Source organism: Paenibacillus sp. FSL E2-0201, from assembly GCF_037963325.1.
GTDB lineage: Bacteria > Bacillota > Bacilli > Paenibacillales > Paenibacillaceae > Paenibacillus_AQ.
Genome location: NZ_CP150154.1, coordinates 3,122,388 through 3,138,775 on the forward strand (window position 1 = coordinate 3,122,388; position 16,388 = coordinate 3,138,775).

Annotated in this window: 18 protein-coding genes; 15 read left to right on the forward strand and 3 right to left on the reverse strand. The window is 41.0% G+C overall.

Going from position 1 to position 16,388, the window contains the following annotated elements; all coding sequences use genetic code 11:
• The first annotated feature begins 15 nt into the window (after nucleotides 1-15).
• The 5 genes from NSU15_RS13900 to NSU15_RS13920 all read left to right on the forward strand — a co-directional run bounded on the left by NSU15_RS13900 (nucleotide 16) and on the right by NSU15_RS13920 (nucleotide 5,093).
• A complete protein-coding gene (locus NSU15_RS13900; RefSeq protein WP_339290876.1) occupies nucleotides 16-1,116 on the forward strand; it encodes a LacI family DNA-binding transcriptional regulator in 1,101 nt (366 codons plus the stop codon).
• A 1-nt stretch (nucleotide 1,117) separates the two neighbouring features.
• Nucleotides 1,118-2,278: a Gfo/Idh/MocA family oxidoreductase gene (locus NSU15_RS13905; RefSeq protein ID WP_339290878.1), complete on the forward strand. Its 1,161-nt coding sequence runs from the start codon at nucleotides 1,118-1,120 to the stop codon at nucleotides 2,276-2,278.
• 64 nt (nucleotides 2,279-2,342) lie between these two features.
• The gene (locus NSU15_RS13910) at nucleotides 2,343-3,065 is read left to right on the forward strand and encodes a ThuA domain-containing protein (protein WP_042127333.1); all 723 of its coding nucleotides are present in this window, start codon (nucleotides 2,343-2,345) and stop codon (nucleotides 3,063-3,065) included.
• Between the two features lie 20 nt (nucleotides 3,066-3,085).
• Complete coding sequence (locus NSU15_RS13915; protein WP_042127335.1) at nucleotides 3,086-4,189, forward strand: Gfo/Idh/MocA family oxidoreductase; 1,104 nt, start codon at nucleotides 3,086-3,088, stop codon at nucleotides 4,187-4,189.
• 76 nt (nucleotides 4,190-4,265) lie between these two features.
• Entirely contained in the window at nucleotides 4,266-5,093 is an 828-nt protein-coding gene (locus NSU15_RS13920) for a DUF3221 domain-containing protein (protein ID WP_339290881.1), read from the forward strand.
• A 65-nt stretch (nucleotides 5,094-5,158) separates the two neighbouring features.
• On the opposite strand, the gene NSU15_RS13925 is transcribed toward NSU15_RS13920, so the two are convergent.
• On the reverse strand, nucleotides 5,159-6,043 hold the full coding sequence (locus NSU15_RS13925; protein WP_339290882.1) for an AraC family transcriptional regulator: 885 nt from the start codon (nucleotides 6,041-6,043) through the stop codon (nucleotides 5,159-5,161).
• Nucleotides 6,044-6,166: 123 nt separating this feature from the next.
• On the opposite strand from NSU15_RS13925, the gene NSU15_RS13930 reads away from it, so the two are divergent.
• Genes NSU15_RS13930 through NSU15_RS13940 form a run of 3 tightly spaced genes read left to right on the forward strand, consistent with a single transcriptional unit; the run spans nucleotide 6,167 to nucleotide 8,641 of the window.
• The gene (locus NSU15_RS13930) at nucleotides 6,167-7,054 is read left to right on the forward strand and encodes a sugar phosphate isomerase/epimerase (RefSeq protein WP_339290884.1); all 888 of its coding nucleotides are present in this window, start codon (nucleotides 6,167-6,169) and stop codon (nucleotides 7,052-7,054) included.
• A gap of 18 nt (nucleotides 7,055-7,072) precedes the next feature.
• On the forward strand, nucleotides 7,073-8,122 hold the full coding sequence (locus NSU15_RS13935) for a Gfo/Idh/MocA family oxidoreductase (RefSeq protein WP_339290885.1): 1,050 nt from the start codon (nucleotides 7,073-7,075) through the stop codon (nucleotides 8,120-8,122).
• A gap of 45 nt (nucleotides 8,123-8,167) precedes the next feature.
• The gene (locus NSU15_RS13940) at nucleotides 8,168-8,641 is read left to right on the forward strand and encodes a GNAT family N-acetyltransferase (RefSeq protein ID WP_339290887.1); all 474 of its coding nucleotides are present in this window, start codon (nucleotides 8,168-8,170) and stop codon (nucleotides 8,639-8,641) included.
• A gap of 70 nt (nucleotides 8,642-8,711) precedes the next feature.
• Here the strand turns inward: NSU15_RS13940 and NSU15_RS13945 are convergent, their stop codons facing one another.
• On the reverse strand, nucleotides 8,712-9,470 hold the full coding sequence (locus NSU15_RS13945) for a hypothetical protein (RefSeq protein ID WP_339290889.1): 759 nt from the start codon (nucleotides 9,468-9,470) through the stop codon (nucleotides 8,712-8,714).
• Nucleotides 9,471-9,567: 97 nt separating this feature from the next.
• Nucleotides 9,568-10,062: a hypothetical protein gene (locus NSU15_RS13950; protein WP_339290890.1), complete on the reverse strand. Its 495-nt coding sequence runs from the start codon at nucleotides 10,060-10,062 to the stop codon at nucleotides 9,568-9,570.
• A gap of 177 nt (nucleotides 10,063-10,239) precedes the next feature.
• Here NSU15_RS13950 and NSU15_RS13955 point away from each other — a divergent pair, with 177 nt between their 5' ends.
• The 7 genes from NSU15_RS13955 to NSU15_RS13985 all read left to right on the forward strand — a co-directional run bounded on the left by NSU15_RS13955 (nucleotide 10,240) and on the right by NSU15_RS13985 (nucleotide 16,381).
• Nucleotides 10,240-11,196 carry a phosphotransferase gene (locus NSU15_RS13955; RefSeq protein ID WP_339290892.1) on the forward strand — a complete coding sequence of 319 codons (957 nt, stop codon included), beginning with the start codon at nucleotides 10,240-10,242 and terminating at the stop codon, nucleotides 11,194-11,196.
• Nucleotides 11,193-11,843, forward strand: a complete 651-nt coding sequence (locus NSU15_RS13960; protein ID WP_339290894.1) for a pyridoxamine 5'-phosphate oxidase family protein — start codon at nucleotides 11,193-11,195, stop codon at nucleotides 11,841-11,843. Before NSU15_RS13955 ends, NSU15_RS13960 begins: the two co-directional genes overlap by 4 nt.
• A 20-nt stretch (nucleotides 11,844-11,863) precedes the next feature.
• Entirely contained in the window at nucleotides 11,864-12,721 is an 858-nt protein-coding gene (locus NSU15_RS13965; RefSeq protein ID WP_339290896.1) for a S66 peptidase family protein, read from the forward strand.
• Nucleotides 12,722-13,307: 586 nt separating this feature from the next.
• Complete coding sequence (locus tag NSU15_RS13970; protein WP_076118369.1) at nucleotides 13,308-13,838, forward strand: ClbS/DfsB family four-helix bundle protein; 531 nt, start codon at nucleotides 13,308-13,310, stop codon at nucleotides 13,836-13,838.
• Between the two features lie 189 nt (nucleotides 13,839-14,027).
• The gene (locus NSU15_RS13975) at nucleotides 14,028-14,744 is read left to right on the forward strand and encodes a hypothetical protein (RefSeq protein ID WP_339290898.1); all 717 of its coding nucleotides are present in this window, start codon (nucleotides 14,028-14,030) and stop codon (nucleotides 14,742-14,744) included.
• Between the two features lie 12 nt (nucleotides 14,745-14,756).
• Nucleotides 14,757-15,188 carry a hypothetical protein gene (locus tag NSU15_RS13980; protein ID WP_339290900.1) on the forward strand — a complete coding sequence of 144 codons (432 nt, stop codon included), beginning with the start codon at nucleotides 14,757-14,759 and terminating at the stop codon, nucleotides 15,186-15,188.
• 149 nt (nucleotides 15,189-15,337) lie between these two features.
• Entirely contained in the window at nucleotides 15,338-16,381 is a 1,044-nt protein-coding gene (locus NSU15_RS13985) for a serine hydrolase domain-containing protein (protein WP_339290901.1), read from the forward strand.
• Nucleotides 16,382-16,388: the final 7 nt, after the last annotated feature.

Here is a 16,388-nt window from a genome sequence, read left to right on the forward strand (position 1 = left end):
ATGGTTCATGAGAGAATGTACGCGCGTACATTAATTGAATGCGCTTTCGTAGGAGGGATTTCTATCGCCAGCCGTAAAGAGGTTGCCGAGCTTGCCGGAGTCTCAGAAGCCACAGTCTCTCGTGTGCTAAACAATGTAGGTCCGCTCAAGGAAGAAACGAAGGAACGGGTGTTGGCCGCTGCTCTAAAACTGGGATATACCCCTAGCTCACTCGCTCAGAGCTTTGCTCGAAGAAGGAGTGGGAATCTCGGTGTAGTCATGCCTTATTTGCCAAAAGCTCGCTTGTTCTCCACTTATTATTTTTCGGAAATATTAAGTGGCATTGGGAGTAAGGCGCGAGAAGAGGGCTATGATCTGTTAATGCTGTTTCGAAACGCTGAAGAGCCAATGGACTATAGCACGTTGTTTAAGATGCGGAAGATTGATGCTTGCATTGTACTCGGTGCCAAAGAAGAACCAGGTGAGCTAGCCTCACTTCGCCGATTGAAGGTGGAAGGTCATCCGTTTTGCCTGATTAATCAGCATTTTGAAGGAGAGGCCTTTCATGAGGTGGATGCTGATCATGTCGAAGGAAGCCGGAAAGCGGTCAAACACTTCCTGGATCAGGGCCTGACGAGGATTGCCTTTCTAAACGGCCCGGTATCTTTTTCGAACAGCCGAGATCGTTTAACTGGTTATTCGCGTGCGTTGGAGGAGTCGAACCTTCCTTTGGATGATTCACTTTTATTCGAAGGGAATTTCAGTCGTAAAAGCGGTGTTATGGCTGCCAAAGAGATGTTGCCTCTGCTGAATGAGATTGATGCCATTGTAGCCGCAAATGATCGAATGGCTATTGGTTTGCAACAAGGTTTGCAGGAGCTAGGTATCCCAAAGGATCGTATCCCAGCTATGGTGGGCTATGATGATTCGGATGCCGCTGAGCTTACCACCCCCGCCTTAAGCAGTGTGCATGTTCCCTTTTATGAGCTGGGTGAAATCGCTGTAACTAAGGTACTAGAATTGCTGGGGTGTAGCCTCTCAGAAACGGCAGCGTCCTCCCAAATCATCCAGATTAAACTACCGACAGAATTAGTAATACGAGCTTCATCAATAATTATGAATCCTAAGGAGGAATAAGATGAAACAGCTTCGCATTGGAATGATCGGTTATAAATTTATGGGTAAGGCTCATAGTAATGCTTACCGCAGTCTGCCAATGTTTTTCCCGAAAGCGCTTAAGCCAGAGATGTCTGTGATTTGTGGACGGAATGCTGAAGCGCTTGAAGAGGCTGCCACTCAGTTAGGATGGTCGGATTGTGTAACAGATTGGAAAGATCTAATCACTCGTGAGGATATTGATCTTATTGATATAAATGCCCCTAGTAATGCACATAAGGAGATAGCTTTGGCTGCAGCCAAAGCAGGTAAGCATATTTTTTGTGAAAAGCCACTCGCGCTGACCTTGGCGGATTCCCGTGAAATGCTGCAAGCCGCTGAAGATGCAGGGGTTACACATATGGTTGGTTTTAATTATCGCTTTTCGCCAGCGGTTAGACTTGCTAAGAAGCTAGTTGAGAGCGGACGGCTTGGAGAAATCTATCATTTTCGGGCATGGTTTCTACAAGATTGGATTATTGATCCGGAGTTCCCGTTAGTGTGGAGATTGCAGAAGGAAATTGCGGGTTCAGGCTCACATGGTGATTTGGGTGCGCATCTCATTGATTTGGCACATTTCCTAGTAGGTGATGTGAAGGAAGTAATCGGCATGAGTGAGACCTTCATTAAAGAACGTCCGCTTGCTGCTGAAATGACCGGATTAAGCGCTAAAGGGGACAAGGATGCACCAAAGGGAAAGGTTACTGTTGATGATGCGACATTGTTTTTAGCCCGTTTTGCAAACGGTGCCTTGGGTAGTTTTGAAGCTACGCGGTTCGCAGCAGGCCATCGCTCTACCAATTCATTTGAGATAAACGGCAGTCTAGGTAGTGTGAAATTCGATTTTGAGCGGATGAATGAACTTGAAGTCTATTTAACTTCAGACGCAGAGGATGTACAGGGCTTTCGGCGTGTGCTGGCTACAGATCCTGCGCATGAATATGCGGAGGCTTGGTGGCCGCCGGGTCATACGATTGGCTTTGAACATACGTTTATTCACGAGATGTTGGAGTTATCCAATGCGATAGAAGAAGGACGTCAGCCTGAACCTAATTTCCATGACGGAGTGAAATGCCAAGCTGTGTTAGAAGCTGTAGAACGCTCTATTGAACAGCGCCGGTGGGTCGATATATCTGAGATGTAATCCACAAAAATGCGTGATCAAAAGCGGACTTTTTGAACAACCTCTAATAGAAGGAGTGCTGAGAATGAGAAAAGCATTGATTGTATGGGGCGGCTGGGATGGCCATGAGCCTGAACTGGTAGCTGATATATTCGCTAAGTTGTTACAAGAGGAACAGTTTGAAGTGGAGGTATCGAATACACTTGAGGCTTTTGGTGATGCGGAGAGGCTTCTTGGATTAGATTTGATCGTTCCGGTATGGACAATGGGGACAATCGATCAGAAGCTAGTGGATAATGTCTCGGCAGCTGTACAGAACGGTACGGGTCTTGCAGGATGTCATGGCGGGATGTGTGATTCTTTCCGAAATAATGTGGATTGGCAGTTTATGACGGGGGGACAATGGGTAGCTCATCCCGGCAATGATGGTGTGAACTACACCGTAGAGATTTGCCAAAGCTCAAGTCCTTTGGTAGAGGGATTAGAAGACTTCACCGTTTGTTCAGAGCAATATTATCTGCATGTTGATCCGGCTGTAGAAGTACTTGCAACGACTCGGTTTCCAGTTGTTGAAGGCCCGCATTCTTTCAACAAAGCCGTGGATATGCCAGTAGCTTGGACCAAACGATGGGGTCATGGCAGAGTGTATTATAATTCACTTGGACATCATGCCGATATTGTAGCTATGCCACAGGTAAAGAAAATGATGCGCAGAGGACTGCTATGGGCTGCCGAGGGAAAAACTCACGCACAATCCCATCTTTCAGCGGTTAGTAGTAGCTATAGCGGAATGGCAGACAGTCAATAATCTCTGGGAGCGATCAACAAATGGATAAAGTCAAAGTAGGAATTATCGGATGCGGTAAAATTAGTAGTATCTATATGGAGAACTGCCAGAAGTTCGAGATTCTAGATCTAGTTGCCTGTGCGGACTTGGACTTGGCGAGAGCACAGGAGCAAGCGGATAAATACAATATTCCGAACGTTTATACCACAGAGCAATTACTGAATGATCCGGGGATAGAGATCGTTATCAACCTGACGATTCCAGCGGTTCATGCGGAAGTATGCCTGAAAGCTATTGAAGCGGGTAAACATGTGTACGTTGAGAAACCACTAGCTGTGACAAGAGAAGAAGGACGCCAAGTTCTGTCTGCGGCACGTGAAAAGGGTGTATTAGTGGGCAGCGCCCCGGAAACATTCTTTGGATCGGGCATTCAAACCGTTTTGAAGCTGATCGAGGAGGGTGTAATTGGCGAACCCGTTGCAGCTACCTCATTTATGATGGGGCGTGGACATGAACATTGGCATCCAGATCCAGAATTCTACTATGCCGCTGGTGGAGGTCCAATGTTCGATATGGGACCATACTATTTGACAGCATTGGTGCAGTTATTGGGTCCAATTCGTACGGTTAGCGGGATGACTGGTAAAGCGCTAGAAGAACGCACGATTACAAGTGAGAAGAAATTGGGTAATAAAATTCCTGTTCAAATTCCAACTCACGTTGCCGGAACATTAAGATTTGAGAATGGAGCCATTGCAACGCTGATTACAAGCTTTGATATATTTGGCGGCAGTAACCTGCCGCATATAGAAATTTACGGAACACTTGGAACAATTCAAGTGCCGGATCCTAATAACTTTGGCGGTCCGGTGAAATTCCGGCTCATGGGTGAGAATGAATGGACAGAGCAAACGCTGTTATCTGGATATGATCAAAATACGCGCGGAATTGGTCCAGCGGATATGGCTTATGCCATTCGGACGGGAAGAAAGCACCGCGCCAGTGGAGAATTGGCTTATCATGTACTAGAAGCGATGTGGGCATTCCATGATTCTTCAGACGCTCATTCCTTCTACGAAATGGAGAGTACTTGCACCCGTCCTGAAGCTCTTCCGATTGGACTCGCTCCTTATACATTAGATTAGAGAATTCATTTTTGAATCTGCAACCTATCACTTCCAATCTCCGTTTGAGAAGGTAAAGAGTGAGGGAGTGACAAGTATGCTTAAGAGGACTGGCGGCTGGATAATGATATCTGTTGTTATTCTATTCATAAGTGGTTGTTCAGAAGATCAACAATCGTATAAAGAGCCGGCTCCAGCTGCTGCAATTACTGCAAATCCAGATATCTTGGCTACTGCGAGCGCTGAAATAGAAGATCCTGAAGCTGAAAAAGTGCTTTACTCCAGTGATCCAGAGGCGGTTAAAGCTTTCCTGTCGGCTCAGAAGATTCCTAACGGAGATATCTATCTACAGGATAATAAGGTTCATATCAATATCGTGGGTTTGAGCAAGCAGATTGAGCAGCGGTTTGCTCAGACTTTCGCGGCAGGTACTTATGAGCTCCATGATGTTAAATATTCGATGCAAGAGTTATTAGCTGCACAAGAGCTTTTGCATAAACAAGAACTCTACCAGAAGCTTAATCTATACGGTTCCGGTGTGGACACGATTGGTAATAAAGTAACGATTACAATACCATCTGATTATGCTGAACCTGCCATACTTGAGATAGAAAAGTGGATTGATCCGGATATGTTGACCTACGACATTTCAGAGCTAGGCGAACCACATGTAATAGGTCAAATCGTACAGATCGATACCAAACAGGCGAAGCGGATTCTCATTCTTGAACCTGGTATGGAAGATCCCTCTTACTGGTTCTCATTCAATCAGAAGTCAACAATGTTTAATGAAGCTGGAGAATCGATTAGCTTTAAGGATTTGAAAGTAGGGCAGCAGGTTGAGCTTTGGAGTACCGGTACGGTGAATGAATCTTTTCCCGCGCTTGCAAGTGTGCGGAGGCTAGAGCTTACAGCAATGGAATAATCCTATAACCAGCACCGTTTGCGAGAGGCGAACGGTGCTATTTTTGCGAACAGAGACAGAACCTCCTATTTCCGAACCGCTGAAGGGGTAATGCCTTTATACTGCTTGAATAGCTTGGTAAAGTAATTGGGATTGTCGCAGCCCACTCTCCCGGCAATCTCAGTCACTGTGAAATCTGTCTCGAGCAGCAATCGCTCCGCTTCGTTTACTCGGCAAAGATTAACATAATCGATGAAGGTTCGGCCTGTTAGCTTCTTAAAGGTTTTGCAGAAATGATAAGGATTTAGATTTACAGATCTTGCGGCGCTTTCTACGGTCATTTTGTCATCGAAATGGTTCTCCATGTACTCTAGTAGTGGCTTAAAACGTTCGCGATTAAAGGAATGACGCTCATTTGTTCTACCAGAAACCTGTTCAGGTAGAAAGGTGCGAGAGAGCAGCACAAAGAGTAAATGCAGTTGATTCTTGATGACCAGTTGAAAAGCAGGACCTTTCTGATGTACTTCATCAACGATGGTATCCAGAAGAGAAAAATATGTGGAGCAGGTCGGAACAAGCTCTGCAGGTTTGACCGGCAGCTGATAACGATTCTCTAAATAAGGGACTACAAACTGCTCATGCTGAGGATCCTGCTTCCAATCCTTAAATAAAGAACTATGGAATACGACTGAGATAAAACGAACATGATCATCCCGTAGACTGTACCCAACATGCAATCCTCCAGAGGGAACAAACAGTACCTCTCCGGCATGCAGTTCATAGGGCTTGCTGTCTATGTGAAAAATGGCGCTGCCTTCCTGCATAATGATGATTTCGAAATGCTCATGCCAGTGCAAAAATAGGATATTCTGACCGATCTTTGCGTTCTTGCATTCATTAAAAAATAATCGAAAGGGATACGTTTTTTCTTCTAATTGAGGATATTCTTTAAGATCATTAGAGTAACTCATATTTCACACAACTCCCACAAGATACGACTATATAAACACAAGATAATAAGAGTTTTAAGCTCAGAAGCAGTATATACTCGGGTTATAGCACTTACTATAAACCAATATTGGAGTGGTCACAAGATGAAGGATACAATGCGAATTGGAACATTAGTAGGCGGCGGCGACGCTGTAAGAGTGATTCCGCAAATTGTAGGACATGGATTTGAATCTTTTAGCTTAACCTTCTGGCAAACTACAGGGGAAACAGATCTCGTAGAAACTGGAAAGCGTGTGCAAGAGCTTGCAGCAGAACATGACTTCGTGATCTCATCTGTTGGGATCTTCGGCAATCCTTTGACGAATACTGGTGATAATTCCGATGCAATCGCGAGCTGGGAACGACTGATTGATCATGCTCATTTGTTCGGAACGGATATGATATCAGGTTTTACAGGAAGGCTGCCAGGGGTATCCATTGATGAATCCATTCCGAAGTTTACCGAGGTGTTTGGAGAGTTGTCCAAAAGAGCAGCGGAGCGCGGTTTACGAATTGCCTTCGAGAACTGTTCCATGGGTGGAGACTGGGGATCAGGTGACTGGAATATTACTCACAATCCATTAGCTTGGGAGAAGATGTTCAATGCTGTGCCTGCTGACAATATTGGGCTCGAATGGGAGCCATGTCATCAGATGGTCCAATTGATTGATCCGATTCCGCAGCTTCGTAAATGGACAGACAAGATCTTCCATGTGCATGGTAAAGATGCGACCATCGCTTGGGATATTGTAAAAGAATATGGTATCCACGGGTCAAATCCTTATGTATGGCACCGGACTCCGGGCTTTGGAGATACGAACTGGACCGATGTAATTTCTATTTTGCGTCAGGCAGGTTATAAAGGTACGATTGATATTGAAGGCTGGCATGATCCTGTTTATCGGGATGAGCTGGAAATGATGGGACAAGTACATGCTTTAAATTATTTGAAACAATGCCGGGGCGGTAGCTTTGTACCTAATCCGCTGTAACCGTAGAGGGGGAGAATTATGACAGCTCAGTACCGTGTAGCGGTTGCAGGTTGCGGAGGAATGGCTAACGCCTGGATTGAATACGCTTTATCACGTTCAGATATTCAGATTGTTGCTCTTGTAGATATACGATTGGAGTCAGCACAAGCGATGGCAGCAAAGCATGAGATTTCTTGTCTGACGTTTACTGACATTAAAGAAGCAATTCAGGCGACTGAAGCTAATCTTGTGTTTGACGTTACAGTTCCGGGAAGCCATTACAGCATTTCTAGCACTGCATTAGAACTTGGATGTAACGTGTTTAGTGAGAAACCACTGGCAGAGACTATGGCAGAGTGCACTAAGATTGTTGAGATCTCAGAAAGAACTGGAAATGCCCATGCTGTGATGCAGAATCGCCGTTATGACCCTCGTATACGTTCTTTGCGTAACTTAATTGAGTCTGATACCATTGGGAGAGTAGGGTACATCAGTGCTAGCTTTTTCCTCGGCGCTCATTTTGGGGGGTTCCGTGATGTCATGGAAAGTCCTCTACTGCTGGATATGGCGATTCATACCTTTGATCAGGCCCGATTTATAAGTGGAGCCAATCCGATATCCGTTTACTGCCAGGAGTTTAATCCACCCGGATCATGGTATAAGGGGAATGCGTCGGCAGTGTGTATCTTTGAGATGTCGGATGGGTCTGTATTTACTTATCAGGGGTCTTGGTGTGCAGAAGGTGCCTCTACCTCTTGGGAAGCAGCTTGGCGTCTGAATGGGGAAAAAGGAACTGCGATTTGGGATGGTCATGAAATGCCATATGCAGAAGTAGTCGTAGCAGGCGATCAGAGTGATAAATTTATTCGTGATGTTGAGCGTGTAAATGGAGAGATTGTTGATATGGACAAAACCTTCCATCAAGGATGTTTGGAGGAAATGTTCCTGTCCCTAGCAGAAGAGCGTCCAGTAGAGACGAATTGTAGAGATAATCGGTATAGTATGGCAATGGTATTTGGAGCGCTGGAAAGTGCTAAAACAGGTCAGAAAATTGATCTTATCCAGTTCATGAGTGCTTCAGAGCTGTAAATAGTACTTGTGAAATAGAAGCAATGCCAGCAAGGAGAAAGATGAATGGAAATTAGGGCTTATCAAGAATCGGATATTAGTCAGCTTATCTCATTGTTCTATGAGACGGTTCATGCTGTAAACAAACAAGACTATTCACAAGAACAGCTTGATGCTTGGGCACCTAATGAGGAAAAGGCCCTCAAACTAAATGCTTGGAGAACTTCTTTGCGTCAAAATATCTCTTATGTAGCCGAAATTAATGGTTACATCGTTGGATTTTCAGATATGACGTTGGAAGGACATTTGGATCGTCTATTTGTCCACAAAGATTTCCAAGGCCAAGGCGTAGCCTCTGCTCTCGTGAACAAGCTTGAAAAGAAAGCGAGAGAGCTTGTTCTTCATGAAATGGATACCGAAGCAAGTATTACAGCTAGGCCATTTTTTGAACGACAGGGATACCAGCTTATTTCGGAACAAAGTGTAGAACGAAAAGGGGTTCAGTTAGTTAATTATCGGATGAGTAAAAAGCTAATTTAATCAAAAAAGCAGATTGCTATGGTGAGCAGTCTGCTTTTTTATCTAATGAAGGAGGATCAATCAACAAGCTTTATTTAGATGAAGAATAACGATTTATAAAATTAGCGATTCCATTTGGAACGAATTTGTTAGCTTCATTATTAAACAGGTCTGTATAGTTTGCAGTGATAACTTTACTTGGTACTAACGTTAAATTAGAAAAATATTGCTTATACGCCTTATCATAGGCGGATTTATTCACTTCTTTTTGATTTACATAATAGCTTGGCATATCATCCGTTTTTTCTTGATCTGGTATGTCTGCCAAGAAAATCTCTTTATCATTAAATTTGGTTCCTTGAAAATTAATCTCGAAAACCTGCAGATAAGAATTGTACGATCCACTGCCATCTTCATAAGCAATATAATGTAATGTTCCATCCTTTTTGTTCTTATAGAGATGCAGGCCACGATTTTTATCGCGCGGTAGAAATCCACCCATACCTACATTAAATATGCCCTCTGAAATATCCTTCAGTTTCCCTTGATAATTGAATGGAATGACTTTTCCATTTTGGACGGTTAGAGCAATGTTGATGGGCTGAATGAATCGAAAAGAATACCCTTGTATAAGTTCAGGAGTTCCATCAAAGTTCAAATCTACTAAAGTGAAATAATTGAAGTTATCGTCATAAGACCTGTCTCTAGTAGCATCCATTAACGTTTTTTTGATATACTCAGAGTAAAGTGTTTTCCATGATTTTGCAGTTTCTGCTTTTGCTGACGCAGTAATTGGGATACTCCCTAATAATAAAAGTAATGTTACTATGATCCATGCAGTTCGCTTCATGACTCACTAGCTCCTTATCATATTACAATGTACTGGAAATTAATATTACTATTGAAAGATAATATATTCCAGTAATAATATGGTATATGAAGGGTGTTTAGTCATAAATCAATTTCATAAAAGCCTCCGAGTCAAAACGATCTCCTTGCACTAACCATTGACCATCCACATCAAACATTGTCAGTATTCCCTCCAAAGGGACACGTTTACTTTCTTTGTCATCCTTATCCAACAAAATAAGATCACAAGTGTATTTTAACTCAACAATATTTTTCTTTTGTTCGGAAAGGGTGAACTTTAGGTTATCTGGTTTTAAAGAAAGCTTTTGTTTATTAGCGATTTGATAAGGGATAGTTGTGATTCGGCTCCCTATAGCTTTTTCGGTATAATATTCTGTAAAGTACGGTTTCATTTCTTCATTCCGCGCTAGAATGGATTCCACAGAAAATAAATCATCAGAAACCTTGACGGTATATTCAACATTTTTGTACTTCTCAGCGGCTTTAGTGGCATCATCCACTTCTGAACTACAGCCCATAATTAACGTTAAGGATAATAAAATCATACTCAAGATCAATGGTGATTTACGCATTCGAACACCTCCATGTAATTGATTCTGTATTATTATACTTATATTACCATACGTTGGTTTCACAGCTTCAAGAAGAAAATGATTCAACTCCCTAAATATGGTATGGTGTAAATATTACTATCAATAACTTAAAGGGATGGGATACACTTGAGTTTTTTTCCTATTACATACTCACTCTTGGCAACAGACGCATTATTATTACATATTAAAGATCATTATGAGATTCACGAACCAGATAAACTTCAGTATTTTCTTAGAGGCATGAACGATACATACATCTTAGAGACAGCATTGGAAAAATACATCTTTCGTGTTTATCGTGCGGATAGACGGAGTAAATCGGATATTGATTTTGAATTAGAATTGTTGAACGATTTGCAAGATAAAGGTATAAACGTCTCCATTCCTATTCCTCGAAAAGATGGAATCATGATTAATGAATTTTTGGTGCCTGAGGGTGTGAAGTATGGCGTTATGTTTAGTTTTGCTGAAGGAAATGAAAAGTCTATTCATGCGGTAGAAGACAGCTATTTATTTGGACAAGCAGTTGCACAAATCCACAAAGCTACGGATAACTTTAAGAGTGAACATGTGAGAGGTATGCTTGATTTTGAACATTTAATTGAAAAACCGCTTCATACGATCAAACTGCATATGGACCATCGACAAGAGGATTATCAATTCTTGTATGATCTTGTAATGCAATTAAAAGCGCAGATTGAAGCTCATCTGGAAGCGGGTTTGGACTGGGGCATCTGCCATGGCGATTTGCATGGGAATACGAATGTGACTTTCACGGACGAAGGGAAATTAACTCATTATGATTTCGATATTTGTGGTTACGGATGGAGAGCCTATGATATCGCAGAGTTTAGATTAGCAAGAGAGATTCATAGTGGCCATAATAAAGATGAAGTAGAGCGGTTATGGGCAGCATTTTTAAATGGATACAGAAGCTTAAGAAATCTCAGTGACAATGATATTAGTGCTGTTCCTATGTTCGTTGCGCTTAGACAGCTTTGGTTATTTGCTTTATGTTTCAGTGAGGGTGAACTTATTGGTGCCGCTGACTTTGACAATGGATTTATCGATAGTAAAATGGATTATTTCAGAAATTTAGGGGTGATCAAATGAAAAATGAGCTGGGCAGTGAAGAGATTTTTAAAGAAGTTATAGACTCTGAAGAAGAACTAAGGTCAATGTATGGGTATCCCAGTGAATTGGTAAACAACAAGAGTATAACCCTTATCGATCACCATTGCCGAGATTATATTTCCAAATCACCGTTACTCTTTATAGCAACAAGTGATTCATCAGGTAATTGTGATGTATCTCCGCGTGGGGATGCTCCAGGTTTTGTATATGTGTTAGACGACAAGCATTTAGTAATTCCTGAACGGCCTGGTAATCGACGTTTTGATTCTTTGCGCAACATCCTTTTAAATTCAAAAGTGGGCTTGATATTTATTATTCCTGGATTGGAAGAAACCTTAAGGATCAATGGACAGGCAAGAATTATCAAAGATCAAGAAATAATGGTTCATATGGAGGCTCAAGGTAAACTACCGAAATTGGGCATTGCCGTTGAAGTAGAAGAGTGTTATATGCATTGTGCTAAAGCCTTTAAGAGATCACATCTATGGGATGATACGTACTGGCCCTTGAAAGAAGAGCTGCCTAAACCCTCGGTAATCATAGCCGATCACGCGAAAAAGCTTGGGCTATCTCAAGACGATGTATCTAAGTCTTTAAAGGACAGCTACGAGAATCGCTTATATTAGAGATGAGAGGAATAACAGAGATGAGTAGAACTCTAAAGCTCACTGTTGGGAATAAAGTAGGACTTATCGCTTGTTCTGATGGCGTGAGGGTAGAGAACCTAACTAAAGTTGAAGAACTAATTAGAATTATGAACTCGTTTGGTCTTGAAGTAGTGATTTCCAACACCTTGTTTAGAAGGAATGGTTATTTCAGTGGGAGTCCTAAGGAAAGAGCAGCGGAGCTGAATCTACTATTTAAAAATAATGAAATTCGTGCGATTTTTGATATTTCAGGTGGGGATTCCGCGAACCAGATCTTGGAGTATTTAGACTACGATAATATTCGATTGCATCCAAAGCCTTTTTTCGGAATGAGTGATTTGTCCGTTATTTTGAATGCTTTATACACGCAAAGTAATGCTAAATCCTATCATTATCAATTGATGACTCTTGTTTCTTCTGATGGGGCGGAGCAGCAAGCTGCTTTTTATCGAACATTTTTCCAAGGGCATAACGATCTTTATGATTTCAAATATCATTGGATCCGTGGGAACCAGATGAGCGGGATTGTAATTGGAGGGAATATTCGATGTTTTCTGAAGCTGGCAGGAACCAATTATATTCCAGACCCTTCGAACCAGATTTTATTCTTAGAAAGTTTAAGTGGCAGAGCGAACAAAATCGTCTCCTTATTTGCCCAGCTGCAGCAAGTTAGAAGCTTTGATAAATGCGCTGGAGTAATTCTTGGGTCGTTTACTGAACTTGAGCGCTATAATGAATTTTCAATCGTTGAAGAGTATCTGAAGGAGATCAGCCGGATTCCTATCGTAAAGACGAACGAGATCGGGCATGGTAGTGATAGTAAGTGTCTTATTATTGGAGAGAATATTACTTTATAAGGAAATGATTTTGATAATCCTTTAGATGTAAAAACAGGGAGAGTTGTCGTGGAAACAAACATAATCGAAAAACTAAAAAGATTACAAACCTTTAGGAGTATCAGGACTTGGGGGATGGTTGATCCTCGTACAAATAGGTCTTTATGGGACGATTATCATTCAGATCATGCAGTTTTTCCAGAACTCTTCCATGATGTTTGACACCGAAGTCTGGACTGCACTAACTTCAAGCGAATCAGAGTTTTATCATCCTTTATGGGGAACTACCGTTGTTTTTGAAATCGTATTTACCCTAGCGCTATTACTTTTCAGTGTATATATTCTAGTTCATTTCTATAGACGGAAATCGATATTACCTCGATTATTAATTATTTTTTATGTGGTGGTACCCGTAGTTGGAATCATTGATTATGTCCTTCTTTTACAAATTCCACTTGTCAGAGAAATTGAAATGGGACGGTCACTCCGGAATGTTATTAGACCCGTGATGACGAGTGCAATTTGGATTGCGTACTTCATGAAATCTGAACGTGTACATAATACTTTTATAAAGTGATTTAGCAAAGGTCTATAAAGGAGAGTTATGATGTCTACACTCAACTATCCCACTAAAGAAGTATTGAAAAATGCTATACATACTGCGTATTTGTCTCTTGATAAAGAATTTGATGGCATTGAGAATACTCAAAAAGACATTCGTATGGAAGAGGTTGATCGGACACCAGCAGAAATCATTGCGTATCAATTGGGTTGGTTGAACCTTGTGATGAAATGGGATAGGGATGAAAAAGCAGGAAGAGCCGTCATTACGCCTTCACCGGACTATAAATGGAATCAACTTGGCGGTTTATATCAATCGTTTTATCATTCATACGCTACCTGCACATTAGACGAATTAAGATCTTTATTTAAAGAAACGGAACATCAGTGGCAGAAATGGATTGATTCTTTAAGTGATGAAGAGCTTTTCACGCAAGGAGTCCGGAAATGGACAGGAAAGAATCCAAGATGGCCTATGGTCAAATGGATTCATATCAATTCCGTTGCACCGTTCAAGACTTTTCGTTCGAAAATTCGTAAATGGAAAAAGCACAATGGTATTAGCTCAATTAAATAACAGCAGACCAAGCCCCTGTCTAAGAGAAGAAATCTCTGAAGCAGAGGCTTTTTTATGTGAATAGAGATTAGTTTTATGTGGAGGAGATGGGATTAGTGGAAGAGAATGTATATTAGTATGCAAAAAAAGATATCCCGTACTTCTAGATGAAACAGGAGTATTTTTAATAACCCCAAAGGAGCTACTGGTATGATGAAAAAAAGGAAAAAGAAATTCATCATCGCTGCAATTCTTTCTATCTTTCTAATGTTACTAGTAGGTAGCTACATGTTAAATCCTCAACCTGTTCATGCGATGATTGTCGACTTTTCTAGTATGGAGGAGCGTGTTGAACATGTTTATGTGGAACCTGACATCCCTGTGAATATGGAGGATATGATTTTAAACGATCTCACACAATCTAAAGAGAGAATTTTAGAGGTTTTTGACGGGTTTCAAGCTAATCCAACCATTTTATTCGTTCAATCTTCTAAAGCCCTAGAGAAATATGCTCAAAATAATCGAACAGCACAAACTTATTATACGTATTGGGGACATTACATCGTTGTCGGTCCTGATGGATTTAATGAGGATGTGATAGCTCATGAACTGCTGCATAGTGAGCTAAGAACGAGATTAATGAATAAGGATAAGGTGCCTGTATGGTTTGATGAAGGGCTAGCAACCGTAGTTGATCATAGATATTTAAGAGATGAAAGTCTGAATTTAGATCATATTAATGATTTAAGTAGTAGAGATGCTTTTTATGAACCCTCACAAGTAAAAGCAAATTATGAGATCGCCCATTCAGAAGTTGTCAGATGGTTTGGGATCGTAGGAAAGTCAGGCTTAATGGAACTTATTGAGGGATTAAATCAAGGCGGAACGTTTAATGAACTGTATAAAGCAATCGAATCCCGTAGATAAGGTGGGGAAAAGATGAAGAAGTTCATTATTATATTTCTAGCCATTGTTGCTTTGCTACCAATACGCTCTATTTGCGCGGACTGGACCTATTCTTTTGTTGTTTACTCAGGCGATATTTATGAAATATCATCAGAAGAACTCGTCCCTTCGAATGAAATCGATAAGAAGATAGGTCAAGTAACCCGATATTCAGACCATGAAGGAACATACAGCGGCAACTTTTCAAATACTTACCCTAAAGGAACGCCATATTATTCGATTAAGAATACTGATCCAAAAGAAATCATTGCCATTCAGACCAACGAAGCTGAATTTGTCAAAGCCATAAATAAAGGTCAATATGCCAACGGTCAATTGGAAGGTAAAACGATTTGGTTTTTTATAATTGGGTCTTTAGTTATTGTGTTATTAATAATATGGATAATAAAACGAAAATATCGTTAGGAAAATCTGTTACTTTGATTACGACAGTGTATGATTCGGGGTTAACCAAGTTGTAACTAATAATTATATTCCTTAGTATTTTTGCTGGAGTTATGTGTTTTGTTGTTCTTCTTGTCATTTGGAAGGTAGATTGGAGGATTGGATAACCCATGACAACCAAAAGAATACAAAACATCGAGAAGATTTTTAATAAAACAACAAGTTCTAAACATATTCATGAAGGAGTCATTTTCGTAGAGAACACTAATGGCGACTTCTCTTACAGCAAAGAATATGGAGGCAAGGGTGTTGACTCCCCGTTACTAATGGCCAGTATCACCAAGCTATTTACTACAACCTGTATTTTAGGTTTACTAGAGAAAAATGAACTTTCTTTGGGTGATAGGCTTACAAAGTATTTTGATAATGAGCTGTTAAGTAATATCCATGTGTTTGGTGGCAAGGATTATTCATTTGATCTGACCCTATCAGATTTGTTGTTTCAGACCAGTGGGCTACCGGATGTGTTTGAAGAAGGAGGAAATAGTGCTAAGAGTCGTGCCATAGAGGAGGACTATTACACAACCTTTAGTGAGCAGGTGGCGCTGGTAAAGAACCTGAAGCCACATTTTGCACCTCAAACTAAGCGAAAAGCATACTATGCCGATATAAACTTTGACATGCTTGGTGAAATCATTGAGAAAGTAACAAAAACCACATTAGCTGATGCTTATAAGAAATACATATTTGAACCACTAGCATTAGAGAGTACATATCTACCTGAACATGAAAATGATATTATACCGAATATCTATTATATGGATAAATCTATTTATCGACCCAAAGTGATTAGAAGCAGCCGTGCGAGTGGAGGCTGTATCACCACTGCTCGTGAATTAATGATATTTACGAAGGCTTTCTTTGGAGGCAAGCTGTTTAATAAGGAGTTTTTTGAACAACTATCGGCAGCTAATAAACTTCAATCATCCATGGGACCTATCTACTATGGCAGTGGTTACATGAGAATTCCTTTGAATGGGTTGATTACGCTTTTTATGGGCAAGGGAGAGTTAATGGGGCACTCTGGATCAACAGGATCGTTTGCTTTTTATTATCCGATTAAAGATTTATTTATGGTGGGAGATTTGAACCAGATGGGTAATGCTGCACTGCCTATAAGGCTATCGATGAAGCTTGCTATGACAACGAAATGATGATGAA